This is a genomic window from Dickeya sp. NCPPB 3274 (assembly GCF_000406205.1).
Lineage (GTDB): Bacteria > Pseudomonadota > Gammaproteobacteria > Enterobacterales > Enterobacteriaceae > Dickeya > Dickeya fangzhongdai.
Genome location: NZ_CM001979.1, coordinates 2,971,860 through 2,997,965 on the forward strand (window position 1 = coordinate 2,971,860; position 26,106 = coordinate 2,997,965).

General features: G+C 55.0%; 19 protein-coding genes. 12 read left to right on the plus strand and 7 right to left on the minus strand.

Annotated elements, in window-relative coordinates; translation table 11 throughout:
* Window positions 1-37: 37 nt before the first annotated feature.
* Window positions 38-1,972, minus strand: coding sequence for an ABC transporter ATP-binding protein (locus tag DXX3274_RS13290; RefSeq protein ID WP_042860158.1), 1,935 nt, complete (start codon window positions 1,970-1,972; stop codon window positions 38-40).
* A 5-nt stretch (window positions 1,973-1,977) separates the two neighbouring features.
* Entirely contained in the window at window positions 1,978-4,101 is a 2,124-nt protein-coding gene (gene rlmKL / locus DXX3274_RS13295) for a bifunctional 23S rRNA (guanine(2069)-N(7))-methyltransferase RlmK/23S rRNA (guanine(2445)-N(2))-methyltransferase RlmL (protein WP_042860159.1), read from the minus strand.
* A gap of 202 nt (window positions 4,102-4,303) precedes the next feature.
* Here rlmKL and DXX3274_RS13300 point away from each other — a divergent pair, with 202 nt between their 5' ends.
* Window positions 4,304-5,407: a YcbX family protein gene (locus tag DXX3274_RS13300; RefSeq protein ID WP_042860160.1), complete on the plus strand. Its 1,104-nt coding sequence runs from the start codon at window positions 4,304-4,306 to the stop codon at window positions 5,405-5,407.
* 222 nt (window positions 5,408-5,629) lie between these two features.
* On the opposite strand, the gene DXX3274_RS13305 is transcribed toward DXX3274_RS13300, so the two are convergent.
* Together DXX3274_RS13305 and pyrD are read right to left on the minus strand one after the other, a co-directional pair.
* Complete coding sequence (locus tag DXX3274_RS13305) at window positions 5,630-6,184, minus strand: cell division protein ZapC (protein WP_042860161.1); 555 nt, start codon at window positions 6,182-6,184, stop codon at window positions 5,630-5,632.
* Between the two features lie 477 nt (window positions 6,185-6,661).
* Window positions 6,662-7,669: a quinone-dependent dihydroorotate dehydrogenase gene (gene pyrD, locus DXX3274_RS13310; RefSeq protein ID WP_042860162.1), complete on the minus strand. Its 1,008-nt coding sequence runs from the start codon at window positions 7,667-7,669 to the stop codon at window positions 6,662-6,664.
* Window positions 7,670-8,055: 386 nt separating this feature from the next.
* On the opposite strand from pyrD, the gene ssuE reads away from it, so the two are divergent.
* Genes ssuE through ssuB form a run of 5 tightly spaced genes read left to right on the plus strand, consistent with a single transcriptional unit; the run spans window position 8,056 to window position 12,398 of the window.
* Window positions 8,056-8,610: an NADPH-dependent FMN reductase gene (ssuE, locus tag DXX3274_RS13315; RefSeq protein WP_042860164.1), complete on the plus strand. Its 555-nt coding sequence runs from the start codon at window positions 8,056-8,058 to the stop codon at window positions 8,608-8,610.
* 30 nt (window positions 8,611-8,640) lie between these two features.
* Window positions 8,641-9,600, plus strand: a complete 960-nt coding sequence (locus DXX3274_RS13320) for a sulfonate ABC transporter substrate-binding protein (protein WP_042860165.1) — start codon at window positions 8,641-8,643, stop codon at window positions 9,598-9,600.
* A 29-nt stretch (window positions 9,601-9,629) separates the two neighbouring features.
* The gene (gene ssuD / locus DXX3274_RS13325; protein WP_042860166.1) at window positions 9,630-10,778 is read left to right on the plus strand and encodes an FMNH2-dependent alkanesulfonate monooxygenase; all 1,149 of its coding nucleotides are present in this window, start codon (window positions 9,630-9,632) and stop codon (window positions 10,776-10,778) included.
* Between the two features lie 10 nt (window positions 10,779-10,788).
* Window positions 10,789-11,580: an aliphatic sulfonate ABC transporter permease SsuC gene (gene ssuC / locus DXX3274_RS13330; protein ID WP_042860167.1), complete on the plus strand. Its 792-nt coding sequence runs from the start codon at window positions 10,789-10,791 to the stop codon at window positions 11,578-11,580.
* Window positions 11,577-12,398 carry an aliphatic sulfonates ABC transporter ATP-binding protein gene (gene ssuB / locus DXX3274_RS13335; protein ID WP_050569878.1) on the plus strand — a complete coding sequence of 274 codons (822 nt, stop codon included), beginning with the start codon at window positions 11,577-11,579 and terminating at the stop codon, window positions 12,396-12,398. Before ssuC ends, ssuB begins: the two co-directional genes overlap by 4 nt.
* Before the next feature lie 105 nt (window positions 12,399-12,503).
* On the opposite strand, the gene pepN is transcribed toward ssuB, so the two are convergent.
* Complete coding sequence (gene pepN / locus DXX3274_RS13340; RefSeq protein ID WP_042860169.1) at window positions 12,504-15,119, minus strand: aminopeptidase N; 2,616 nt, start codon at window positions 15,117-15,119, stop codon at window positions 12,504-12,506.
* Window positions 15,120-15,749: 630 nt separating this feature from the next.
* Between pepN and pncB the strand changes: the two genes are divergently transcribed.
* The 6 genes from pncB to DXX3274_RS13370 all read left to right on the plus strand — a co-directional run bounded on the left by pncB (window position 15,750) and on the right by DXX3274_RS13370 (window position 24,640).
* Entirely contained in the window at window positions 15,750-16,955 is a 1,206-nt protein-coding gene (gene pncB, locus DXX3274_RS13345) for a nicotinate phosphoribosyltransferase (protein ID WP_042860170.1), read from the plus strand.
* Window positions 16,956-17,133: 178 nt separating this feature from the next.
* Entirely contained in the window at window positions 17,134-18,534 is a 1,401-nt protein-coding gene (gene asnS / locus DXX3274_RS13350; RefSeq protein ID WP_042860172.1) for an asparagine--tRNA ligase, read from the plus strand.
* A 297-nt stretch (window positions 18,535-18,831) separates the two neighbouring features.
* Window positions 18,832-19,908 carry a porin gene (locus DXX3274_RS13355; RefSeq protein WP_042860173.1) on the plus strand — a complete coding sequence of 359 codons (1,077 nt, stop codon included), beginning with the start codon at window positions 18,832-18,834 and terminating at the stop codon, window positions 19,906-19,908.
* Between the two features lie 493 nt (window positions 19,909-20,401).
* Window positions 20,402-21,502, plus strand: a complete 1,101-nt coding sequence (locus tag DXX3274_RS13360; protein ID WP_042860174.1) for a porin — start codon at window positions 20,402-20,404, stop codon at window positions 21,500-21,502.
* Between the two features lie 682 nt (window positions 21,503-22,184).
* Window positions 22,185-23,264 carry a porin gene (locus tag DXX3274_RS13365; RefSeq protein ID WP_042860175.1) on the plus strand — a complete coding sequence of 360 codons (1,080 nt, stop codon included), beginning with the start codon at window positions 22,185-22,187 and terminating at the stop codon, window positions 23,262-23,264.
* Between the two features lie 185 nt (window positions 23,265-23,449).
* Window positions 23,450-24,640 (plus strand): amino acid aminotransferase, encoded by a 1,191-nt coding sequence (locus DXX3274_RS13370; protein ID WP_042860176.1) that lies wholly within the window; start codon window positions 23,450-23,452, stop codon window positions 24,638-24,640.
* A gap of 76 nt (window positions 24,641-24,716) precedes the next feature.
* Here DXX3274_RS13370 and DXX3274_RS13375 read toward each other — a convergent pair whose 3' ends face one another.
* Together DXX3274_RS13375 and DXX3274_RS13380 are read right to left on the minus strand one after the other, a co-directional pair.
* Entirely contained in the window at window positions 24,717-25,355 is a 639-nt protein-coding gene (locus DXX3274_RS13375) for an MBL fold metallo-hydrolase (protein ID WP_042860177.1), read from the minus strand.
* Between the two features lie 64 nt (window positions 25,356-25,419).
* Entirely contained in the window at window positions 25,420-25,968 is a 549-nt protein-coding gene (locus tag DXX3274_RS13380; RefSeq protein WP_038919485.1) for a YcbK family protein, read from the minus strand.
* Window positions 25,969-26,106: the final 138 nt, after the last annotated feature.

Sequence of the window (26,106 nt, forward strand, 5' to 3'; positions counted from 1 at the left end):
CAGAAAATCCCCGCTCCCCGTCAACGCCGGCGATACCTCAGCCATTCTTCTGGGCTTCGAGCGTTTCCCAACGCTCGAAGCAGGTTTCCAGTTGCTGCTCCGCTTCAGCCAGCGCCGTCAGCACCGGCTGGGTTTCATCGTGCGGCCGGGAAAAGAACGCCGGATCGTTCATCTGCTGTTGCAGGTTTTCGATTTCCGCCTCAAGCGATTCAATACGTTGCGGCAACTGTTCCAGCTCACGCTGCTGGTTATAACTGAGCTTGCCGCCGCCGCGTTTAGCTGGCTGTGCGGCCGGCGCACTCTGCGCGTTCTCACTGTTGTGATTTTCTTTCTGCGGCGCGCTTTTTACCGATGCTGACGTTCGCAGCGGCGCGGCGGAGGCACGCTGTTGCTGGGCATCATAATAGCCGCCGACATAGCGGCCAATCAGACCATTCCCTTCAAAAATCCAGCACTCGGTCACCGAGTTATCGACGAACTGACGGTCATGGCTCACCAGCAGCACCGTACCCTGATAACTTTCCAGCAACTCTTCCAGCAGTTCCAGCGTTTCCACGTCCAGATCGTTAGTGGGTTCGTCGAGAATCAGCAGGTTGCTGGGTTTCAGGAACAACCGGGCCAGCAGCAGACGATTGCGTTCCCCGCCGGACAGCGCTTTAACCGGCGTCATGGCGCGTTTCGGGTGAAACAGGAAGTCCTGCAGATAACCCAGCACATGGCGCGGACGGCCGTTGACCATCACCTCTTGCTTGCCTTCGGCGAGGTTGTCCATCACCGTTTTTTCCGGATCCAGCTCGGCGCGATGCTGATCGAAATACGCCACTTCCAGCTTGGTGCCGCAGTGAATGCGCCCTGACGTCGGCGCCAGTTGCCCCAGCATCAGTTTCAGCAGCGTGGTCTTGCCGCAGCCGTTCGGCCCGACCAGCGCGATTTTATCGCCGCGCTGCACCTGGGCGGAAAAACCGGACGCCAGCGTCTTACCGTCCACCTGATAATGAACGTCTTCCAGTTCAAATACGATCTTGCCGGAGCGGGCCGCCTCTTCCACCTGCATTTTGGCGCTGCCCATCACTTCGCGGCGTTCGGCGCGTTCCTGACGCATCGCCTTGAGCGCCCGCACGCGGCCTTCATTACGGGTACGGCGGGCCTTGATGCCCTGACGGATCCACACCTCTTCCTGCGCCAGCTTGCGGTCGAATTCGGCATTCTGCAGTTCTTCCACCCGCAGCGCCTCTTCTTTACCCAGCAGGTAATTGTCGTAATCACCCGGCCAGGACACCATCTTGCCGCGATCCAGATCGACAATGCGGGTCGCCATATTGCGGATAAACGAACGGTCGTGGGAAATGAACACGATGCTGCCGGAAAACGTCTTGAGGAAGCCTTCCAGCCAGTCGATGGTATCGATATCCAGGTGGTTGGTGGGTTCATCCAGCAACAGCACCCGCGGCGCGCTGACCAGCGCACGCCCCAGCGCCGCTTTACGCAGCCAGCCGCCGGACAGCGCCGACAGCGGCGTGTCCGCCGATAGCCCCAGTTGCTCCAGCACCTCGTTGATGCGGTCTTCCAGCTTCCACAACCCCTGATGGTCCAGCACGTCCTGGATCTTCGCCAACTGGTTCAGGTTTTTCTCGCTGGGGTCTTCCCCTACCAGCCGCAACGCGACATGGTAGGCTTTCAGGTACTCGGCCTGCGCCGCCACGCCTTCGGCCACGAAATCGAACACCGTGCCGGCCACATCGCGCGGCGGATCCTGCTGCAAACGCGCCACAATCAGGTCCTGCTCGTACACCAGTCGGCCGTCATCCAGCGGTATTTCCTTCGCCAGAATTTTCAGCAACGTGGATTTGCCGGCGCCGTTGCGCCCAACCAGACACACGCGCTCGTTGTCTTCAATATGCAGTTCGGTGTTGTCCAACAGCGGCGCATCGCTGAACGACAGCCAGGCGCCGGATAAGCTGATCAATGACATGGTAGTTATTTTTCCTCGCCGGCGTGTTTCAGCAGCCAGCAGTTGTGAATCTGACGGTTACGGGCGAAATCCTGCGACAAGGTTTGTCCGGTAATTTCTTTCGCCTCCAGTCCCAGCGCGGCCAGTCCGGCCAGATCCATCTGGAATCCGCGTTTGTTGTTGGAAAATAGAATGGTGCCGCGGGGGCGCAGCATACGTTTGAGCTGAGTCATCAGCATCAGGTGGTCACGCTGCACATCGAACGACTCGTCCATCCGCTTGGAGTTGGAGAAAGTCGGCGGATCGATAAAAATCAGGTCAAACTGTTCATGGGTTTCGCGCATCCACGCCAGGCAATCGGCGTGGATCAGCCGGTGCTGGCGACCGGTCAGGCCGTTGAGGCGCAGGTTTTTCTCCGCCCATTCCAGATAAGTGCGCGACATATCCACCGTGGTGGTGGAGCGCGCGCCGCCCAGCCCGGCGTGCACGCTGGCGCTGCCGGTGTAGGCGAACAGGTTGAGGAAATCCTTGCCGTTGCTCATCTCGCCCAACATGCGGCGGGCGATACGGTGATCGAGAAACAGTCCGGTGTCCAGATAGTCGGTCAGGTTGACCCACAGCTTGGCGTTGAATTCCGATACCTGCAGAAACTCGCCTTTCTCGGCCAGTTTTTCGTACTGGCTATTGCCCTTTTGACGTTCGCGGGTTTTCAGCACCAGATGGCTGGCGGGCAACCCCAACACGCTCAGGGTGGCGTTGATCACATCAAACAACCGCTGGCGGGCTTTCTGCGCATCGACGCTTTTCGGCGGCGCATACTCCTGAATCACCACCCGCTCGCCGTAACGGTCCACCGCCACGTTATATTCCGGCAGGTCGGCGTCATACAGGCGATAACATTCGATCCCCTGCTGTGCGGCCCATTTCTCCAGCTTGCGCAGATTTTTACGCAGACGATTGGCGAAGTCCTCGGCGAACGTCGCCGTGTTCTCCGCGCCGTTTTCTTTTTCCGCCAGTTGGTAATTTTTCTGTACGCACTCCAGCGGGCCGTTCTTGGCCTTGAACTGGCGATCGGCACGCAGTTGCAGGCAACTGAGCAGCTCCGGCGAGGCGCTAAACAGCGACAGTTTCCAGCCGCCGAATTCGCTTTTCATTTTGCGGCCGAGCAGGTTATGCAACGCAATCAGCGCCGGCTCGCTCTCCAGACGCTCACCGTAAGGCGGGTTGCTGACCACCGTACCTGTCGGCCCCTGCGGCAGCGGATTTTTCAGTTGCGTGGCGTCGGCGGATTCAAACCGAATCAGGGAACCGACCCCGGCGCGACGCGCGTTAGCGCTGGCGATGTCCACCATGCGGCGGTCGACGTCGGAGCCAAAGAACCGGGAAGACGTGGCTTGCAGGCCGGCCTGGGCGCGCTCCTGCGCCTCAGTGGCGATGCTTTTCCACAGCGTCGGGTTATGCTGCTGCCAGGCCAGGAAGCCCCAGTGCTGACGGTGCAAACCGGGCGCGCGATCCGCCGCCATCATTGCCGCCTCAATCAGCAGCGTGCCGGAGCCGCACATCGGGTCCACCATCGGCGTGCCGGTCTCCCAGCCGGATCGCAACACGATCGCCGCCGCCAGATTCTCCTTCAGCGGCGCCTGCCCAGCCATTTCGCGATAACCGCGCAGGTGCAAGCTCTCGCCGCTCAGGTCCAGCGCCACGCTGGCCTTCTCGCGTTGCAGAAACACATTAATGCGGATATCGGGCTGCTGGCGGGCAACGTCCGGACGCTGGCCGGTTTTGCGGCTAAAGCTGTCCACAATCGCGTCCTTGACCTTGAGCGCGCCGTACTGGCTGTTGCGAATCTCGTCATTGGTGCCGGTAAAATGCACCGCAAAGGTGTGGTTGACGCTGAATACCGAGCTCCAGTCCACCGCCTGCACGCCCAGGTACAGGTCCAGATCGCTGTAGACTTTAAACTCGTTAAGCGGCAGCAGGATGCGCGACGCCAGTCGGCTCCACATCAGGCTTTGGTACAGCAGTCGGTCGTCTCCCTGAAAGTGCACCCCGCCCTGCACCACGGTGCAATGCTGCGCGCCCAGCGCTTCAAGTTCACTTTTTAACAATTCTTCCAGACCACGCGCCGTGCTGGCAAACAGAGAGTTCATATCGCGACTATTACCTTAATGAAGAACTAGTACCTTAATGAAGAACTAGCTTAATAAAGAACGCTCCCCAACCAGAAAGCGCCCTGGAAACACGCGACCCTAAGGAAAACCGGGAGCCTTAAAGAAAATTGAGGCGCATTATAGCTAATCCCGGCGGCTTGTCATAAAGTTGCCGCTTTACGTCAGCAAGGAAATCCTCACCGTGGTCGTGTTAAGTCGGCTTTTTGTTCACCCGGTCAAATCCATGCGCGGTATCCAGTTGTCGCAGGCGATGGCCAGCGACAGCGGCCTGGCGTTTGACCGCATCTTCATGATCACCGAGCCCGATGGCACCTTCATTACCGCCCGCCAGTTTCCGCAACTGGTGCTGTTCACGCCGGCGCTGACCCACGATGGCGTTTTCCTGTCCGCGCCCGACGGCCGGACATGTCTGGTGCGCTTTGACGATTTCGCCCCCGCCACCGCGCCGACCGAAGTCTGGGGTAACCATTTTCAGGCCCGCATCGCGCCGGAAGCGGTTAACCGCTGGCTGAGCGATTATCTGCAGCGTCCGGTGCAACTGCGCTGGCAAGGGCCGGAACCGTCGCGCCGCGTCAAACGCCGCCCGGATATCCCGCTGGGGTTTGCCGACGGCTACCCTTTCCTGCTGATCAACGACGCCTCATTCGACGATCTGCGCCGCCGTTGCAGTGCGGGCATCCGCATCGAGCAGTTCCGTCCTAATCTGATCGTCAGCGGCGCCGAGGCTTACGCCGAAGACAGCTGGCAGACCGTGCGGGTCGGCGAGGTGGTGTTCGATGTAGCCAAGCCCTGTAGCCGCTGCGTGCTGACCACGGTGAGCATCGAACGCGGACGCCGTCATCCGTCCGGCGAGCCGCTGGCGACGCTACAGCAATACCGCACGGCGGAAAACGGCGACGTAGATTTCGGCATGAATCTGATCGCCCGTAACAGCGGCATCATTCGCGCCGGCGACGGCATTGAGATTCTTGCCACCAAACCGCCGCGGCCTTATGGCGCAGGCGCTACCACTGAAAGTTTGACGCCGCAAGCCAGTGCCGTCAAAGCGGTGCAGATAGCGTATCAGGGCCAGCGCTTTACCGGCAACAACCAGCAAATCCTGCTGGAACAGCTGGAACAACAGGGGATCCGCGTTCCCTACTCCTGCCGGGCCGGGTTGTGCGGTTGCTGTCGACTGACGTTGACCGATGGCGACGTGTCGCCGCTGAAAGCCAGCGCGCGGAGCGAAGACGGAACGATTCTGGCGTGCAGTTGCATTCCGGCAGGAGATATTCAGCTAGCCTGATAGTCATCAGTGACGTGATAAAATAGTGACGTGATGAACTGGCGCCGTAATGAATGTATCGCTTCGCCGGGGTGTAGAGCCTATCTCAATAGGCGTAATTGGCGCAGCCAGTTTGGACTCGGACAGCGCAGAGAACCCGGAACGTACACGCAGTACGTGAGGATTTCGAGCACTGCCCAGAGCAAAAATGGCAAGTAAAATAGCCCTATTGGGGATAGGCTCTTAGCCGGCGAAAGCGTAATGCGGCGATGCTTCGTCGTTCCTGTCCGCAACAGGGCGCAGGCGGTCATGCATGATTTTGATGGCGTCGCCCAGTTGCATGGTCTTGCCGCTGATTGCCAACTGCTCCTGCGCCAGCACGCACAGGCTGGCTTTATCCCCGGCTTCCACCACCATGAAATTCGCCGCCTCCGGGCGTTCATTCAACTGCACGCTAACCTGATCGCCGGTTTGCGGTGATGATGCGGCCGCGCCCTGAGCCACAAAGTGCCAGCTTTTCGGCATCATTGGTTTCAGGAAACGGTTAGCCACCAGCGCATTCAGCACCAGTTCAGCCCGGGCTTCGGCGGACAACGCCAGCGCCTGACATTTCTCCTGATAGGTGAAAAACAGCGCGGCGTCCTCCACGCAGAACACGCTCGGCATAAAGGCATCCGGCGTCAGCATTGAGGAAGAAAAACGGGAACGGAATACCACGCCGTTAGCCAGATCGAGCATCAGGCGCGCCTGTTCAGTATCGAAATACCAGCGCCAGCTATCGTCAGGGATTAATTTCATCGTATTACCTTCATTTATGCTTTGCTGATGCCAAAGTACCGGAAAATAGGCCCGGATGAATAATCGGCCACCACATCAATAAGCAACCGAAATGAATTAGCGCAACCAATCTACCGGCAACTCGAATTATTTAGGGTATATACCCGTCATACTTCAAGTTGCAGGTGTGTTGGCTGCGTTCGTTCACCCGAATCACTTACCTGAGTAAGCTCATCGGGATTCACTCACTTGCCGCGTTACAAGGCTCAAATGAGTCTTGCCCTGAAGGGCCAACGCTTCGCGTTGTTCAAAACGCAATACGTTTTGTCCTGCAACTCAAATTATTTAGGGTATTACGCGAGTCGTCGGGTGCAACCGCGTTAAAAATAACCCATCAGGCACGGTGATGCTTTATTTTTGCACAAACGAAGAAAATATAGACCAGCGCGGGGCAGAAATGAAACCCCAATTATCGACAGTATAACGGGAATGAAAAAATCAGATATGGGTAACAATATCTTTAATCAGGCGCGGTCCGCGATAAATAAATCCGCTATAAATCTGAACCAGCGCCGCCCCGGCTGCTAATTTTTCTCTGGCGGCGACCACCGAATCAATTCCGCCTACGCCAATAATCGGCAACCGCCCTTGCAATTCCTGCGACAGACGACGAATCACTTCGGTGCTGCGCGACTGCAAAGGACGCCCGCTTAATCCACCGGTTTGCCCGCAATGATTCAGCCCCTGGATCAACTGACGATCCAACGTCGTATTGGTGGCGATCACGCCGTCGATATTATGGCGCACCAGACTGTCGGCAATTTGGATCAATTCTTCTTCGGAAAGATCCGGCGCAATTTTTACCGCGACCGGCACATATTTCTGATAATGGGCGTGCAGTTCAGCCTGTTTATTTTTTACAGCCTGTAACAAATCATCCAGCGCGTCGCCATATTGCAGCGTGCGTAATCCCGGCGTATTGGGAGAGGAAATATTGATGGCAATATAACCGGCATGGGAATAGACCTTATCCATACAAATCAGGTAATCGTCTTTTCCCTGTTCCACCGGCGTGTCTTTATTCTTGCCGATATTGATGCCAAGCACGCCGCCAAAACGCGACTGTTTGACATTCTCCACCAGATTATCCACCCCGCGATTGTTGAAGCCCATGCGGTTGATCAGCCCTTCGGCTTCCACCACCCGGAACAAACGCGGCTTGTCATTGCCCGGCTGCGGGCGCGGCGTAACGGTGCCTACTTCAATAAAGCCGAACCCCATGGCGCCGAGCGCATCGATACACTCGCCGTCCTTATCCAGCCCGGCGGCCAGCCCCAGCGGATTGCGGAACGACAGCCCCATGCAGGTCACCGGCTTGGTGGGAACCGACTGGCGAACCAACCATTCAAACGGAGTGTGGGTAATGCGGCGCAGCTGATGCAGGGTAAACTCGTGCGCCTGTTCAGGGTCGAGCTGGAATAACGCTTTACGAATGAGGGGATACATGACTTCTCCTGGATTCCCGGTTACAAACCGGGGGCGTATTATCGTCCATCGTCAGGCGAAAGGGAATTGACCTGGGCCAAAAAACGCCGCGACGACGCAATCGTTTTCCTTTATACGCCGCACATTGTGGATTTTTTATTCGTTTTTTCGCTTTCCATTCCACAATAAATCATTTTCCGAACCTCCGCCGCGTCTGCCAGACTGAACAAACTGTTATTAAATCGTAATAATTGATAATTATTGGTTATACCTAAATAATTCGAATTGCAGGAAAAGCGTTGAACGCAGCGTGCTGCGACCCCGCAAGGGAGAGGCCCAGGGATGGGCCGAGTAATAAAGCCAACGCATCGGCAACTTGAAGTATGACGGGTATATAAGGAGTCACCATGCGCGTTATCACACTGGCAGGCAGCCCACGTTACCCTTCCCGTTCAACCGCTTTATTGCATCACGCCGGAAAATGGCTGGAAGCCAAAGGCGCCGAAGTATTGCCGTGGCACCTGCACAACTTTCCGCCGGAAGACCTGCTCAATGCCCGTTTCGACAGCCCGGCGCTGCAAACCCTGAATGAACAACTCGCCGGCGCCGACGGCCTGCTGGTCGCCACCCCGATTTACAAAGCGTCGTTTTCCGGCGGCCTGAAAGCGCTGCTGGACGTGTTGCCGGAGCGTGCGCTGGAACACAAAGTGGTGCTGCCGTTGTCCACCGCCGGCTCCGTCGCTCACATGCTGGCAGTGGATTACAGCCTTAAACCGGTGCTGAACGCCCTGAAAGCACAGGAAATCCTGCAGGGCGTGTTCGCAGATGACAGCCAGATCAGCCACTACGACCGTACCCCGATCTTCAGCGATGCGCTGGAAGCCCGTCTGCAAGAGGCCCTGAATATCTTCTTTCAGGCGTTGATTCGCCGTCAGCCCGAGCCCTTGCGTCAGAGCGCCTGACCGGCTGCTTTATATAAGGAAAGAATGCTTATGTTATCCCGGATTAAACAAGCCGCCCTGACACTGCTGTTCTCCGGCGCGCTCGGCGTGTCCGCCCTCGCCCACGCGGCCAGCGACCCAGAACAGTTGCGTATCGGTTTTCAGAAAGGCTCGGTCAGTCTGGTGCTGGCCAAAACCCACCAGTTGCTGGAAAAGCAGTTTCCGCACACCAGGATCAGTTGGATTGAATTTCCAGCCGGGCCGCAAATGCTGGAAGCGCTGAACATCGGCAGCATCGATGTCGGCAGCACCGGCGATATCCCGCCGCTCTTCGCACAGGCCGCCGGCGCCGATCTGGTCTACATCGGTGTCGAACCGCCCAAACCTAAAGCCGAAGTGATTCTGGTCAAGAGCGATAGCCCGATCAAAACCGTCGCCGACTTGAAAGGCCGCAAGGTGGCGTTCCAGAAAGGATCCAGCTCCCACAACCTACTGCTGCGCAATCTGCAGAAAGCAGGGTTGACATTCGCCGATATTCAGCCGGCCTACCTGACGCCGGCCGACGCCCGCGCCGCGTTCCAGCAGGGTAACGTCGATGCCTGGACCATCTGGGATCCCTACTACTCCGCCGCGCTGCTGCAAGGCGGCGTGCGGGTACTGGCCGACGGTACCGACCTGAATCTGACCGGCTCGTTTTATCTGGCGTCCCGCCGTTACGCCGAACAACACGGCACTTTCCTGCAGCAATTATTGACCACGCTGACCCAGGCCGACGCCCTGACCATCAGCCAGCGTTCGCAAAGCGTTACGTTGCTGGCCAACGCCATGGGGTTGCCGGAAGCGGTTATCAGCACCTATTTCGACCATCGTCCGGTGACGGTGATCAAACCGGTGGATGAACGCACGCTGCAAGCGCAGCAGCACACCGCCGACCTGTTTTACGAAAACCGCCTGATTCCCACCAGGCTGGATGTCGCCAGCCGCATCTGGCGCGCCCCGGCAGCACACTAATCCTGCCTGATTTCATGGAGACGATGACAATGAGTCTGAATATTTTCTGGTTCCTGCCCACTCACGGCGACGGACACTACTTTGGCAAAGGCGAAAACGCTCGCCCGGTTGATTACGGTTACCTGCAACAGATCGCGCAAGCGGCGGACCGGCTGGGGTTCGGCGGCGTGCTGATCCCTACCGGCCGTTCCTGCGAAGACTCCTGGCTGGTGGCATCGTCGCTGATCCCGGTCACCCAGCGTTTGCGTTTTCTGGTGGCGCTGCGCCCGGGCATCATCTCGCCAACGTTGGCCGCCCGCCAGGCCGCCACGCTGGATCGGCTGTCCAACGGCCGAGCGCTGTTTAATCTGGTTACCGGCGGCGACCCGGACGAACTGGCCGCCGAAGGGCTGTTCCTCGATCATGAAGCACGCTATGAAGCTTCCGCCGAATTTACCCGTATCTGGCGACGGGTACTGGAAGGCGAAACCGTCGATTACGACGGCAAGCATATTCAGGTGAAAGGCGCCAAACTGCACTACCCGCCGGTACAACAGCCGCGCCCGCCGCTCTACTTCGGCGGTTCGTCCGACGCGGCGCTGGATTTGGCCGCCGAACAGGTAGAACTCTACCTTACCTGGGGCGAGCCGCCGGCGCAGGTGAAAGAAAAGCTGGATCGAGTACGGGCCAAAGCCGCCGCACAAGGGCGCAGCGTACGTTTCGGCATCCGCCTGCACGTCATTGTGCGCGAAACCAATGAAGAGGCCTGGCAGGCCGCCAACCGCCTGATCTCCCGGCTGGACGACGACACCATCGCCCAGGCGCAAGCATCGCTGAAACGTTTTGACTCGGTGGGCCAGCAACGCATGGTGGCGCTGCACGGCGGTCGCCGCGACAAGCTGGAGATCAGCCCCAACCTGTGGGCCGGCATCGGTCTGGTGCGCGGCGGTGCCGGTACCGCGCTGGTGGGCGACCCGCAAACCGTGGCGCAACGCATTCAGGAATACGCCGATCTGGGCATCGATACGTTTGTTCTGTCCGGCTATCCGCATCTGGAGGAAGCCTACAAAGTGGGCGAACTGCTGTTTCCCCATCTGGATGTGGCGGTACCGGAAGTGCCGCAACCGCAGCCTCTGCGTTCGCAAGGCGAAATCGTCGGCAACGAGTTTGTCCCGCTGCTGAAAGCGGCGCAGAGCTGAGGGCGGCCGCATGCGCAAGACACTGACGCTCATTAGCGAACGCCTGACGCCCTGGCTGCTGCCGCTGCTGCTGGTGGCGGTCTGGCAACTCGCGTCCAGCGTCGGCTGGCTCTCCACCCGGATCCTGCCTTCGCCACAAGCGATTGCCGTAACCTTCTGGCGGCTGACCCGTAGCGGTGAACTGTGGCAGCACCTCAGCATCAGTACGTGGCGCGCGCTGACCGGGTTTGCCATCGGCGGCGCGCTGGGGCTGGCGCTGGGCTTTATTACCGGGCTGTCCCGCACCGGCGAGCGCCTGCTGGACACCTCGGTGCAGATGCTGCGCAACGTGCCGCATCTGGCGTTGATCCCGCTGGTGATCCTGTGGTTCGGCATTGAAGAGAGCGCCAAGATCTTTCTGGTGGCGCTCGGCACCCTGTTCCCTGTCTACCTCAACACCTATCACGGCATCCGCAATATCGATAGCGGCCTGCTGGAAATGTCGCGCAGTTACGGCCTGTCCGGTTTCCGGCTGTTCCGCGAGGTGCTGCTGCCCGGCGCGCTGCCCTCAATCATGGTCGGCGTGCGTTTCTCGCTCGGCTTGATGTGGCTGACGCTGATCGTGGCGGAAACCATCTCCGCCAGCTCCGGCATCGGCTATCTGGCGATGAACGCCCGCGAATTTCTGCAAACCGACGTGGTGGTGGTAGCGATCATTCTGTACGCCCTGCTGGGCAAACTGGCTGACGTCATCGCCCTGACGCTGGAACGCATCTGGCTGCGTTGGCACCCCAGTTGGCAATTAACGGAGGAACACGCATGACTCTCAATACTACCGCTCTCAACGCCACTGCGCTCAATCCCGCTGCGCCGGCCCGCCTTAACGCCGGTACCCCGTTGCTGATCAACGGCGTCACCAAGCGCTATGGTCAGCGCACTATTCTGAATGACGTACACCTGCACATTCCGGCCGGCCAGTTCGTCGCCGTGGTCGGCCGCAGCGGCTGCGGTAAGAGCACCCTGCTGCGCCTGCTGGCTGGTCTGGAGCACGCCAGCGGCGGGGAGTTGCTGGCCGGCCGCGCCCCGTTACATCAAGCGCGCGACGATATCCGACTGATGTTTCAGGAAGCACGGTTGTTGCCCTGGAAGCGGGTGCTCGACAACGTCGGGCTGGGACTGCGCGGCGAATGGCGCACGGCCGCGCACCAGGCGCTGGAAGCGGTCGGGCTGTCATCACGCGCCGCCGACTGGCCAGCCGCGCTGTCCGGCGGGCAAAAACAACGGGTGGCGCTGGCGCGCGCGCTGATCCATCGCCCCGGTCTGTTATTGCTGGATGAACCGCTTGGCGCGCTGGACGCGCTGACGCGTATTGAGATGCAGGGGCTGATCGAATCCCTCTGGCTGCAACAGGGATTTACCGTACTGCTGGTGACCCACGACGTCAGCGAAGCCGTCGCGCTTGCCGACCGGGTGATCCTGATCGAACAAGGCCAGATCGGGCTGGATGTGGCGATCGACCTGCCGCGTCCGCGTCGCCGCGGCTCCGCCAGACTGGCGGAACTGGAAGCGCAGGTGCTGGAGCGGATTTTGACGCCTACTGTGTCCCGCGATGCGCCGCACCGATCGCAGGCGCACGCCTGATATCGTCTCGCCGTTTCGGGTATAAAAAAACCACCGACTGTCGACAGCGGTGGTTTTTATTATTTAAATAATATCAATAAGATACTGATATTATTTGGGTTGTGTTTACGCCCCTAACGCCTTGGTGATCTTCTCGAACAGATCGCCTGACAGGTTTTCCAGCCCTTTCAACGTTTCCAGCGCCTGACGCATCAACGCCTGACGGTTGCTGTCGTAACGTTTGAGGCGAATCAGCGGTTCAATCAGGCGGGAAGCCACCTGCGGGTTGCGGGTGTTCAAATCGCTGAGCATCTCGGTCAGGAACAGATAGCCGCTGCCGTCTACCGCGTGGAACGCCGACGGGTTGCCCGCACAGAACGAACCGACCAGCGAACGCAGGCGATTGGGGTTGTTCAGGCTGAAGGAACGGTGATTCAGCAATTCACGCACCCGGTTCAACACGTCGCTGGCCGGGCTGCTGGCCTGCAGGGCGAACCATTTGTCCATCACCAGACCATCCTGATGCCAGCGTTCGTCAAAGGCCGCCAACAGCGTATCCCGGCACGGCAGTTGCGCGGCGACAGCCGCCGCCATCGCCGCCAGCGAATCGGTCATGTTGTCGGCAGCGCTAAACTGCGCCGCCGCCAGCGCGTCCGCCTGTGAGCGATCGGCAAACGCCAGATAGCTCAGGCACACATTGCGCAGCGCGCGTTTGCCCATGTCCTGCTGATCGACGCGGTAGGACGCCAGTTTGTTGGCGCGATAGACCGCCAGCAGTTCATCCGCCATTTCCTGCGCCAGCGTTTGCATCAACGACTGACGCACCGCGGCGATGGCGTCCGGAGCGATGACGTCAAACAGTTCGGCCATTTCATTTTCGCCAGGCAGCGACAGGATCTGAGACGCCAACATCGGATCCAGTTGGTCATCCAGCAGCACGCCGCGGAAGGCATCCACCACGTGCATCGGCAGCGACAGCGGCTGTTTCTGCTGATAACGCGCCACGTTCAGGCGAATGTAGTTGGCCAGCAGGCTCTGAGCCGCGTCCCAGCGGGAAAACGCATTGCTGGCGTGACGCATCAGGAACGTCAGTTGCTCATCGCTCCAGGAGTAGTTCAGTTTTACCGGCGCGGAGAATTCGCGCAGCAGCGACGGCACCGGCTGGCAGGGAACATCGTCAAACACAAACGTCTGTTCCGCTTCGGTCACGTTCAGCACCGAACCCAGCTTCTGCCCTTTCTGACGCAGTGGGATCACCTGCCCTTCGGTATCGTACAATTCCACATCCAGCGGGATATGCAGCGGCAGTTTGGGTTGCTTATCGGCGCCGACCGGCGTCGTCTGGCTGACGTGCAGGCGGTACTGGCGGGTGGCGGCGTCGTAATCGTCGCGTACCGTCACCACCGGCGTGCCGGACTGGCTGTACCAGCGGCGGAACTGGGACAGATCGACGCTGGAAGCGTCCTCCATCGCCTGCACAAAGTCATCACAGGTGGCGGCGCTGCCGTCATGACGATCAAAATACAGCCGCATCCCCGCCTGGAATTTCTCTTCACCCAGCAGCGTGTGCATCATACGAATCACTTCCGACCCTTTTTCATAAACCGTCAGGGTGTAGAAGTTATTCATCTCGATAACCTGATCCGGACGAATCGGGTGGGACATCGGGCTGGCGTCTTCGGCGAACTGTGCGCTGCGCATAACGCGCACGTTGTCGATACGATTGGCCGGGCGGGAGCCAACGTCGGAGCTGAATTCCTGGTCGCGGAACACCGTCAACCCTTCTTTCAGGCTCAGTTGGAACCAGTCGCGGCAGGTCACGCGGTTACCGGTCCAGTTGTGGAAATATTCATGGGCGATCACCGCTTCGATACCGAGGTAATCCTTGTCGGTGGCGGTTTCAGCCTTAGCCAGCACAAACTTGGAGTTGAAAATGTTCAGCCCCTTGTTCTCCATCGCCCCCATATTGAAGAAATCCACCGCCACGATCATATAAATGTCGAGGTCGTATTCCAGGCCAAAGCGGGTTTCATCCCACTTCATGGCGTTCTTCAGCGAGGTCATCGCCCAGTCGGCGCGGTCGAGATTGCCGCGATCCACGAACAGCTCCAGCGCCACTTCACGACCGGAACGGGTGATGAAACTGTCGCGCAGCACATCAAAATCGCCGGCCACCAGCGCAAACAGGTAGCAGGGTTTCGGGAACGGATCTTGCCATTCCACCCAGTGGCGGCCTTCGCCCAGTTCACCCTGCGCCACACGGTTACCATTGGAGAGCAGGTACGGATAGCGCGCCTTATCGGCGGTAATACGGGTGGTGAAACGCGCCAATACGTCCGGGCGGTCCAGATAATAGGTGATGTGGCGGAATCCTTCCGCTTCGCATTGGGTGCACAGCGCTTCGCCTGACTGATACAACCCTTCCAGCGCGCTGTTGGTCGCCGGGCTGATTTCCGTTTCAATCCGCAGCGTGAATTTCTCCGGCAATCCGGTCAGTTCCAGGCCGCCTTCCAGCACACGGTGCGCCTGCCAGTTCTGACCATCGACCTGCACGCTCAGTAATTTCAGTCCTTCACCATCCAGTTTCAGCGCTGCGCCCTGCTCTCCTTGCAGCACTACCTGACTGACGGCTACCACCCGGGTCTGTTCCGGGTGCAGGTCAAAATCCAGCGCGATGTCGGTAATGGTATAGTCCGGCGCGCGGTAATCGTGCCGGTATTTGACTTGTGGTTGTTGACTCATGACTGATTACCTTAATGACAGCAGTAATGATGACGGCGCGGGATGCACTGGCTGCGCATTCGCTCTTCTTTATATAGATATGAGGAGCAAAAAAACGCGGTTAACACACCGAATGCTACCGGCTACGAAGAACCCGCGCAGCCAGGCAATACTCGCCGTCTTTTATGTATTCACACAGTATGTATTCACACAGTAAACAAGGGTAAACAGCCTCCCTGCGCCGGCATTTATCCGCCGGTAAGCGGGAAACCGCATTATCGCCTGCTCACGCGCCTGATTCCGGCTACTTTGTACGCAGTTCCGTTATTCAACAGGCTGTTACGTCTATTAAAGGGGAGTGCCTGTCGGAATGCAAACTTTCCTGCTTTTCATGTGCTGTCGTGACGGCAAGCCGATTTCCCAGGTAATTTTGTTTAGTATAAAAAACATTATAATTCAACCACTCATGTTAAATAGGCGGTAAAAACAGATACTTTTTTGTCACAATCGCACGATTGAATCTCGCCTTCATCCGCCCAATATGATGTGATAAGCCCCATTGAACAGACAGTTGGCTTTCGCTGTCGATGACCATGACAGTCATTTGCATTAGCTTGTAAATTGTATTAAACGAGGATGCGGTAACGCATTATGACTTTACACACTGCCCCGATACTGACCTCATTGCTGGATACCGACGCCTATAAGCTGCATATGCAGCAAGCGGTCTACCATCACTACCATGATGTGCATGTGGCCGCCGAATTTCGCTGCCGCGGCGATGAGTTGTTAGGGAGCTATGCCGATGAGATCCGGGCACAGGTAGAGGCCATGAGCCAACTGTCGCTGCATGACGATGAGTACGCCTACCTCGCCTCCCTGCCGTTTTTCAAAACCGACTATCTCGACTGGCTGAAAACCTTCCGCTTCAATCCGGCGCAAATCCGCGTCAGCAATCATCAGGGCAAGCTGGATATTCGTATCACCGGGCCGTGGCGCGAAGTGATTCTGTGGGAAGTGCCGCTGCTGGCGGTCATCAGTGAAGTGGTGCACCGCGCCCGCTCGCCCGGCGATCATGTCGCAGCCGCGCTCAGCCAGTTGCACGACACGCTGACGCGCTTTCGCCAGCACAGCGCCGATACCGACCTCAGCCGTTTCAGACTGATGGATTTCGGGACCCGCCGTCGTTTCTCTCGTGAAGTTCAGCACCAGATCGTGCGGACTCTCAAGGCGGAGTTCCCTTACCTGATCGGCACCAGCAACTACGATCTGGCGCGACGTCTGCAACTGACGCCGGTCGGCACCCAGGCGCACGAATGGTTCCAGGCCCATCAGCAGATCAGCCCGACGCTAGCCAACAGTCAACGTGCCGCGCTGGATGCCTGGCTGCAGGAATATCCGGAACAGCTCGGTATCGCGCTGACCGACTGCATCACCATGGACGCTTTCCTGCGCGATTTCGACCGGCAATTCGCCCGGCGCTATCAGGGATTACGGCATGATTCCGGCGACCCGATCGAATGGGGTGAAAAAGCCATCGCCCATTATCACGCGCTGGATATCGACCCGATGAGCAAAACGCTGGTGTTTTCCGATAACCTCAATCTGGAAAAAGCGCTGCACCTTTACCGTCACTTCGGGCAACGCATCAACGTGGTCTTCGGTATCGGCACCCGCCTGACCTGCGATATCCCCGGCGTCAAACCGTTGAATATCGTCATCAAACTGGTGGAGTGCAACGGCAAACCGGTGGCCAAGCTGTCAGACAGCCCGGGGAAAACCATTTGCCAGGATCAGGCGTTCGTCAGCGCGCTGCGCAAGGCGTTTGATCTGCCGCGAGTGAAAAAAGCCTCCTGAACGTCGCGCCTCCCGCACTACTGACTACTCTTTAAGCCGGCAGCACCGGAATCGCGTAAAACTTGGCGCGTTCCGGTGATTTCTGCTTGTGTCCTGCCTAACGACAAGTAACATAACGAAACGCCCGTTGCTGGGCAGTGACAGTTACCCATTAAATTTCACCAATAGAGAGAATGTTATGAGCGTAGTGCCTGTAGTCGACGTACTGCAAGGCCGTGTCGCCGTTGACAGTGACGTCACCGTGCGCGGCTGGGTACGTACCCGGAGAGACTCTAAAGCCGGTATTTCCTTTATTGCCGTCTATGACGGTTCCTGCTTTGATTCGCTACAGGCCGTCGTCAATAATAATCTTGCCAATTACCAGAGCGATGTTCTGCGTTTGACTACCGGTTGTTCGGTGGAAGTCACCGGCAAGGTGGTGGAATCCCCCGGCGAAGGCCAGAGTTTTGAGCTGCAGGCGACCGACATCAAGGTAGTCGGCTGGGTGGAAGATCCCGATACCTATCCGATGGCGGCCAAACGCCACAGCATCGAATACCTGCGTGAAGTTGCGCACTTGCGCCCACGCACCAACCTGGTCGGCGCCGTCGCCCGTGTGCGTCACACGCTGGCGCAGGCTATCCACCGTTTCTTCCATCAGAGCGGCTTCTACTGGGTGTCCACCCCGATCATTACCGCCTCCGATACCGAAGGCGCCGGCGAAATGTTCCGGGTATCCACACTGGATCTGGAAAACCTGCCGCGCAACGATCAGGGCAAAGTGGATTTCAGCGAAGATTTCTTCGGTAAAGAAGCGTTCCTGACCGTATCCGGCCAGCTTAACGGCGAAACCTATGCCTGCGCCCTGTCTAAGATTTACACCTTCGGGCCGACCTTCCGTGCTGAAAACTCCAACACCAGCCGCCATCTGGCGGAGTTCTGGATGATCGAGCCGGAAGTGGCGTTTGCGACGTTGGACGACGTCGCCGCACTGGCGGAAAACCTGCTGAAGTTCGTGTTCAAGGCCGTACTGGAAGAACGTGCCGATGACATGAAATTCTTTGCTGAACGCGTAGATAAAGACGCCGTCAGCCGGCTGGAGCGTTTTGTTAGCTCCGACTTCGCCCAGGTGGATTACACCGATGCCATCACTATCCTGGAAAACTGCGGGCAGACATTTGAAAACCCGGTTTCCTGGGGCATCGACCTGTCTTCCGAGCACGAACGCTACCTGGCAGAGAAACACTTCCAGGCGCCCGTCGTCGTCAAAAACTACCCGAAAGACATCAAAGCATTCTATATGCGCATGAACAGCGACGGCAAAACCGTGGCGGCGATGGACGTGCTGGCGCCGGGCATCGGCGAAATTATTGGTGGTTCTCAGCGTGAAGAGCGTCTGGAGCAGTTGGATCGCCGTCTGGAAGAAATGGGACTCAGTAAAGAAGACTACTGGTGGTATCGCGATCTGCGTCGTTACGGCACCATCCCCCATTCTGGTTTCGGTCTCGGTTTTGAACGTTTGATTGCTTATGTAACCGGTGTACAAAATGTGCGCGATGTCATTCCGTTCCCGCGGACACCGCGCAGCGCCACCTTCTAAGCAAAAAATAACATAAGAAAAACAGATATCTGTAATAAGAAGGGCACCTTATGGGTGCCCTTCTTTTTTTGCTTAATGAATGTGTCATAAAGTTCCCTTATTTTTACATTTTGTAAAATATTTTTTCCAATTATTACGTTTTTACGAAATTAGTATCATTTAAACGGTAGATAAACGAGGGCGTGAATGGAAAACTGCGTGAAGACACAGGAAGACAACTGTGTTCGCAATAAAGTTCCGTTAAGGGTTTTAATTGTGATCCAGAAGTCTGAATAACACCAATGAGGGTAATTAATAATGATGAAGCGCAATGTTCTTGCAGTGGTAATTCCTGCTCTGCTGGCTGCCGGTGCAGCTAACGCGGCTGAAGTGTACAACAAAGATGGTAACAAGCTGGATCTGACTGGTAAAATCGAAGCAGCTCACTACTTTGGTGATGAGTCTAAGAGTCTGTTTGGCGACGGTGATCAGACTTATGCACGTCTGGGTTTCAAAGGTGAAACTAAAATCAACAGCGACCTGACCGGCTATGGTCGTTTCGAATACGAGTTTAACGCAAGCTCTGCAGAAGATACTAACGCCACTGCTGGTAAAACCCGTTATGCTTACGCTGGCCTGAAATTTGGTGATTTCGGCTCGCTGGATTACGGCCGTAACCGCGCAGTCGGCTACGATGGTCTGTCTTATACCGACGTACTGCCAGAGCAAGGTGGTGATTCCGTTTACACCGACAATATCACTGGTCGTAATGCTGGTGTTGCTACCTACCGTAACAAAAACTTCTTCGGTCTGGTCGATGGCTGGGACTTCGCTCTGGGTTACCAGGCTAAGCATAATGACTCTAATCAGCTGAGAAAACAGACTGGTGACGGTTGGGCAATCTCCTCTTCTTATACTGCTCCGTTTGGCGTAGGTGTAATCGGTTCCTATACCGCTGCTGATCGTACTGATTCTCAGATCACCGATGGTCGTGGTGAAAAAGCCGAAGCTTGGGCAACTGGCCTGAAATACGATGCAAACAATGTGTACGTTGCAGCTACATATGGTGAATATCACAACCTGTCTTACAAAAATTCAACTGCTTTGTTTGCCTATGACAAAACCAAAGTATTTGAAGCCGTTGCACAGTATACCTTTGATTTCGGTCTGACCCCGTCTCTGGGTTATGTAACTGCTAAAGCAGATGATGATACCTCTGCAGTGAAAGCTAGCGGCTACCTGAAGAAATATGTCAGCGTAGGTGCTACCTATGCGTTCAACAAGAACTTCTCTACTCTGGTTGAATACGATATCAACCTGATCGATAACGACAACAACCCACACGGCGTTGCTACTGGCAACACTGTAGCTGTTGGCGCTATCTATCAGTTCTAATCAATTATTGATAGCTAGTATTTTAGTTATCTAATACATTAAACGCCGACTGCGTTGTATAAGTCATCAGTCGGCGTTTTTTTGGCAAATCCATGCCAAAACAATAAGCAAACCAGATACTACATTCATTTTCTTTCATGCATATGACAAGTACATGTCATCTTTATTGTAATTTTATTAAAAAGAATAATGAGTTAGAAAACCAATCGACATCATTTCTCTCCGATAAACAAAATCTGAATTCATAAACCCTTCCAATAAATTTCATTTTTTTGACACCGATCGATAAAAGCGCCAACCATTTACATTTTGAAATTTAATATTTCATTTTGTTTCAAAAAGTGGAAATTGGTAGCATTTGTGGGGTAGATAAACCAGAGGGTGGATGGAACACTGCCAACGGGTATAAAGACATCGGCACAACGTAAAAGTTCCATTGAAGGTAAATTTTTGCTTGTGACCGAGATGATATGACTCAATGAGGGTATTTATAATGATGAAACGTAATATTCTGGCAGTGGTAATCCCGGCTCTGTTGGCTGCTGGCGCGGCAAATGCGGCTGAAGTGTACAACAAAGACGGCAACAAGCTGAATCTTAACGGCAAACTTCACGCAGGCTACATTTTCGGTGATCAGAACGACAGCTTATTTCCTCATGGTGATAAAACCTATGCACGTCTGGGTTTCACCGGCGAAACCAAAATCAATAGTGACCTGACCGGTTATGGTCGTTTTGAATATGAATTCAACGCATCAAACGCCGAAGACACCAACGCAAGCAAGAGCAAAACTCGTTATGCGTATGCCGGTCTGAAATTCGCTGACTTTGGTTCTTTTGACTATGGCCGTAACCGCGGTATTGCTTACGACGGTATCTCTTATACTGACGTTCTGCCGGAATGGGGCGGTGATAGCAGCTACACTGACAACATTACTGGCCGTAGCTCTGGTCTGGCTACTTATCGCAACAAAAACTTCTTCGGTTTGGTTCAGGGTTGGGACTTCGGTGTGCAATACCAAGCCAAACATGAAGATTCTAGCGATTTGTCCAAACAGACTGGTGATGGCTGGGGTATCTCTTCCTCCTACACATCTCCGATTGGCGTAGGCGTAGTCGCTTCTTATGCCGCAGCCGATCGTACCAATAGCCAGATGACTTCATCTTCATTTGGTCAAGGCAAAAAAGCTGAAGTTTGGGCTACCGGCCTGAAATATGATGCAAACAATGTCTACCTTGCAGCATCTTATGCTGAATACCACAACCTGAGCTACTCTAAAACCGGTTCAGGATCAGCTGCGACTTACTTTGTTTACGATAAAACAAAAGTATTTGAAGCGGTTGCTCAGTACAACTTTGACTTCGGTCTGAAGCCTTCTTTGGCATATGTGTCAGCTAAAGGCTATGACGATACAACAAACCAACGTAGTGGTGATCTGGTTAAATACATCAGCGTTGGCGCAACCTATTCTTTCAACAAAAATATGGCTGCATCTGTTGAATACGCAATCAACCTGATTGACAAAGATAACAACACTCTGCCTGGCGTGAAAACTGACAACAGCGTCTTCACCGGCCTGACCTACCAGTTCTAATGACAGCATGACTTTCTAAAGTCATATTGTTGTTGTAAAGCCGGGAGCCCTCTCCCGGCTTTTTTAATTATCAACTACCAGCGGGGTCCCGCAATTATTCGTGTTGCAGGCACAAAGTGCCGCTATCAAAACGGTAGTCGATGCACATAGTGGTATGTGAGCAGCGTTTTAGGGGGGTACAGAAGCGCTAGCCCAGCATACTCACCGCTTGTTTGGGCCACAAAATCATGTGGCTGCCTCAAAGCGAATTGACCTCCAGTAATTATCACGCATAACTGTGGGACGGTGCCTAATCCCCCACATTATTGCAGCTCACAAAACATCACTTTATGCTATTGATATCCGCTCTGATATTTCTATTTTTTAATATTCATTAAATTTTATTTAAACCCTTAATTGCCGATTAAAAAACAGAAATAAAATCAAAACATAACCATATTAATTATGAAAAAATAACAACACAAAAATATAATGATAATATTTAAACACCGATAAAAACATAGTATTTCACCAACACCTCATTTGTATCATCTGGAATATAGATCGTCTCCCGCATGAATGAAACACTTCACATGCAAATAATAAGACACCACTCACCATACAGCTCATAAAGTCAATGAACCAATTGGCAGAGGTGTCCGTAATCAATCTGTAATTAGATGATGCAATGAGGGTAATACTAATGATAAAGCATACGATAGCACTGAGCATAACGTCATTGCTGCTGATTAGCAATATGGCTAAAGCAGCCGAAGTCTATAATAAAGATGGAAATAAAATTGACCTATATGGAAAGGCTCGAGCAGGTTATTATTTTGGTAATGAAACAAACAGTTTTAAAGGTGATGGTGATCAGACCTATGCTCGACTGGGCGTCAAAGGTGAAACAAAAATCACCCAAGACATTACCGGCTATGGTAATTTTGAATATCACTTTGATGCCAGTAAAGCAGAAGATACCAACGCTATTAATGGAAAAACTCGCTATGCTTATAGCGGCCTGAAATTTGGTGAGCTTGGCAGCATTGATTATGGAAGAAATAAAGGCATAGCTTACGACGGATTATCCTATACCGATGTGCTGCCGGAATTTGGTGGGGACCAAGGGTACACCGATAATATTACCGGCCGCACTTCCGGCGTGGCGACTTACCGTAATAGAAATTTCTTTGGCCTAGTTGAAGGCTGGGATTTTGGTTTGCAATATCAGGCTAAACATAGTGACTCCAGCGCCCCCGCTCGTCAGGTTGGCGACGGGGTCGGCGTTTCCACTGCCTATAATACGCCTGTAGGGATTGGTGTTATCGCCTCTTATGAAGCAGCCAACCGCACGACAGCGCAGATTGCCTCGGGTGAAGGTAATAAGGCTGAGGCATGGGCAACCGGGTTAAAATACGATGCCAATAGCATTTATCTGGCAGTCACCTATGGCATGTTTCATAACCTGACCCCGGTGGGCGTCGCCAACACGGCATTTGCTGATAAAACCAAGGTAGTCGAGGCCGTCGCACAGTATCATTTTGACTTCGGGCTAACGCCTTCACTGGCCTACGTCTCAGCCAAAGCTAACGATGATACCGGCGCGTCTCAGGGTACAAGCGGCTATGTCACCAGGTACGCCAGTTTTGGATTCAACTACACGTTCAACAAAAATCTGGCGGCCAACATCGCTTATTTGCGTAACCTGATTAACGCCCAAAATACCCCCTTTACCATCAAAACTGACGATACCGTGTTCACAGGGTTAGTCTATCAATTCTAATAATCAGTGAGGGGTGATTTATAATCAATCGCCTGAGACGATGTCAGGCCGTCTTCTACCCTGATATCGTCTACTTATCACGTTGCGCATTAATTTCCGTTTCTTTTGATGCAAACGGTTGGCAAAGCCGGGCGCTGGCGTTAACCTGCTATTTCTGTTTACTCTCTGTCATGGATTACTTCGCAATGTTTGAAAAAATCTCTGCCGCACCTGCCGACCCGATTCTGGGGCTGGCCGACCTGTTTCGCGCTGACGAGCGTCCTCATAAAATCAATCTGGGGATTGGGGTCTATAAGGACGAAACAGGTAAGACGCCGGTACTCACCAGTGTTAAAAAAGCGGAACAGCTGTTGCTGGAAACAGAAACCACCAAAAACTACCTGAGTATCGATGGCATACCGGAATTTGCCCGTTGCACTCAGGAGCTGTTGTTCAGTAAGCAGAGCGAGATCATTGCGAACAAACGTGCACGTACCGCACAAACGCCGGGCGGCACCGGTGGCCTGCGTGTTGCCGCAGACTTCATTGCCAACCAGACCAGCGCCAAGCGCATCTGGGTCAGTAACCCGAGCTGGCCGAATCACAAAAATGTTTTCACTGCCGTCGGCCTCGAAGTCTGTGATTACACCTATTACGATGCGGTTAACCACGCGCTGGATTTTGACGGCATGCTGACCAGCCTCAATGCGGCTCAGGCCGGCGATGTCGTACTGTTCCATGGCTGTTGTCATAACCCCACCGGCATCGACCCAACGGAAGCACAGTGGGCGCAGTTGGCCGATCTGGCGCTGGAGAAAGGCTGGCTGCCGCTGTTTGACTTCGCCTATCAGGGCTTTGCTCGTGGTCTGGATGAAGACGCCGCAGGGTTGCGCATTTTTGCCGCCAAACACCAAGAATTAATCGTCGCCAGTTCTTACTCCAAGAACTTTGGCTTGTACAACGAGCGTGTCGGCGCCTGCACTATCGTGGCAGCCGATGCCGCTACCGTCGACACCGCATTCAGCCAGGTCAAGGCGGCGATCCGCGCCAACTACTCCAATCCGCCGTCACACGGTGCTGCGGTGGTGGCGACGGTGCTCTCCAACGAATCGCTGCGTAACATCTGGGAACAGGAACTGACGGCAATGCGTGAACGTATCCAGCGCATGCGCCACCTGTTCGTCAGTACGCTGCAGGAAAAAGGCGCCAATCAGGATTTCGCCTTTATCATCAACCAGAATGGCATGTTCTCTTTCAGCGGACTGAGCAAGGATCAGGTGCTGCGTCTGCGCAACGAATTTGGTATTTACGCGGTGAACTCCGGCCGAATCAACGTAGCAGGCATGACACCGGAAAATATGGCGCCGCTGTGCGAAGCCATCGTTGCAGTGCTGTAATTAAACTTGTCGCCCTTTAAAAACAAAAAAGCCAGCAAACATGCTGGCCTTTTTATATTGCTCAATAAAACGAGAATCAGTCAGCATCACGCACAAACGGGTTAGTACGACGCTCTTCACCAAATGTGGACATGGGTCCGTGACCTGGAATGAAGGCGATATCATCGCCCAGCGGGAATAACTTGTTGCGGATGGAATCCACCAGCGCCTGATGGTTCCCTTGCGGGAAGTCACTACGCCCTACTCCGCCACGAAAAATCACATCGCCAACCTGTGCGAAACGCGCCTGCTCATCGATGAACACCACATGCCCCGGCGTGTGCCCCGGGCAGTGCAGAACAGATAACACCGATTCGCCAATGGCGACGGTATCGCCTTCCTCCAGCCAGCGGGTCGGCACCAACGGCGGACAATCATTCAAACCGAACATCCGACTCTGGGCGGGTAACCCATCAAGCCAGAAGGCGTCTGCCTGTTGCGGGCCAACGATCGGCACCTGAAAATGTTCGGCCAGCGCAGCGGCGGCACCCACATGGTCCAGATGACCATGCGTCAACAGAATCTGCGTCACCGTCACGCCGGTCTGCGCCACAACCTGCTTGATTTTGTCTGCTTCACCGCCGGGATCGACAATGGCGGCCTGCAACGTTTTTTCACACCATAACAGCGTGCAATTCTGGCTAAAAGCTGTGACAGGAATAATCTGGTACTTCATACCGCTCCGTTTTACTTCAATCCTTGTTCAAGGGAATGCGACTTCGCCCACTCAGTGATTCATGTTACCAGGTGCGAACCGCTCCGGTATCAATGTGCACAAAATTGCTCTGCGGGTAATAGCCAACGCCGCCGGCACGCATTTTCATCGCGGCTTTTCGGATATTAGCCAGTTGGACGCCTTCGATATGGAAATCCATGGCTTTTCCCTGGGTGTGATAGCTCTGTTTTGCTACGCCCTTACTATGCGACCGCAAATCTTCATTGGTGCTGTAAGAACGATAACCCGAGATCAGCTGTACCGGCTTGGCGGAACCCAACATGACTTGCAGGCGGTAGAGCTGATCAAACAGCGCCGGGTCGATGGTTTTGACCTTGTTCGCCCGATAATCGCGGAAGAAATGGTTTAACCGGGATAACTCTTCTTTGTTATAACGACGACCATCGAAGAATTCGACTTTGAGGCGCTCACCGGTATTGATATTGTTCAGCGTAAGAATACGCGGACGAGCAGTGGATAACGAAGCCAGCGATTGACCCGGTAGCAGTGCTATCCCTAACGCCGCGCCGCCGAGCGCCAGCCATTTGCGTCGATGATTATCAATGTGTTCCATAAAGCTTGAGTACCCTGGGCTAAAAAAAGCGAAGAGAAGAACAGCAAGTGAAGCGGTACGTAAAAAATGCACCGCTTCGCACCTTAACTGCCGGCGACAGGCCCGTCAACCGGCTTTACGCCAACTCTGGCGCGGGGT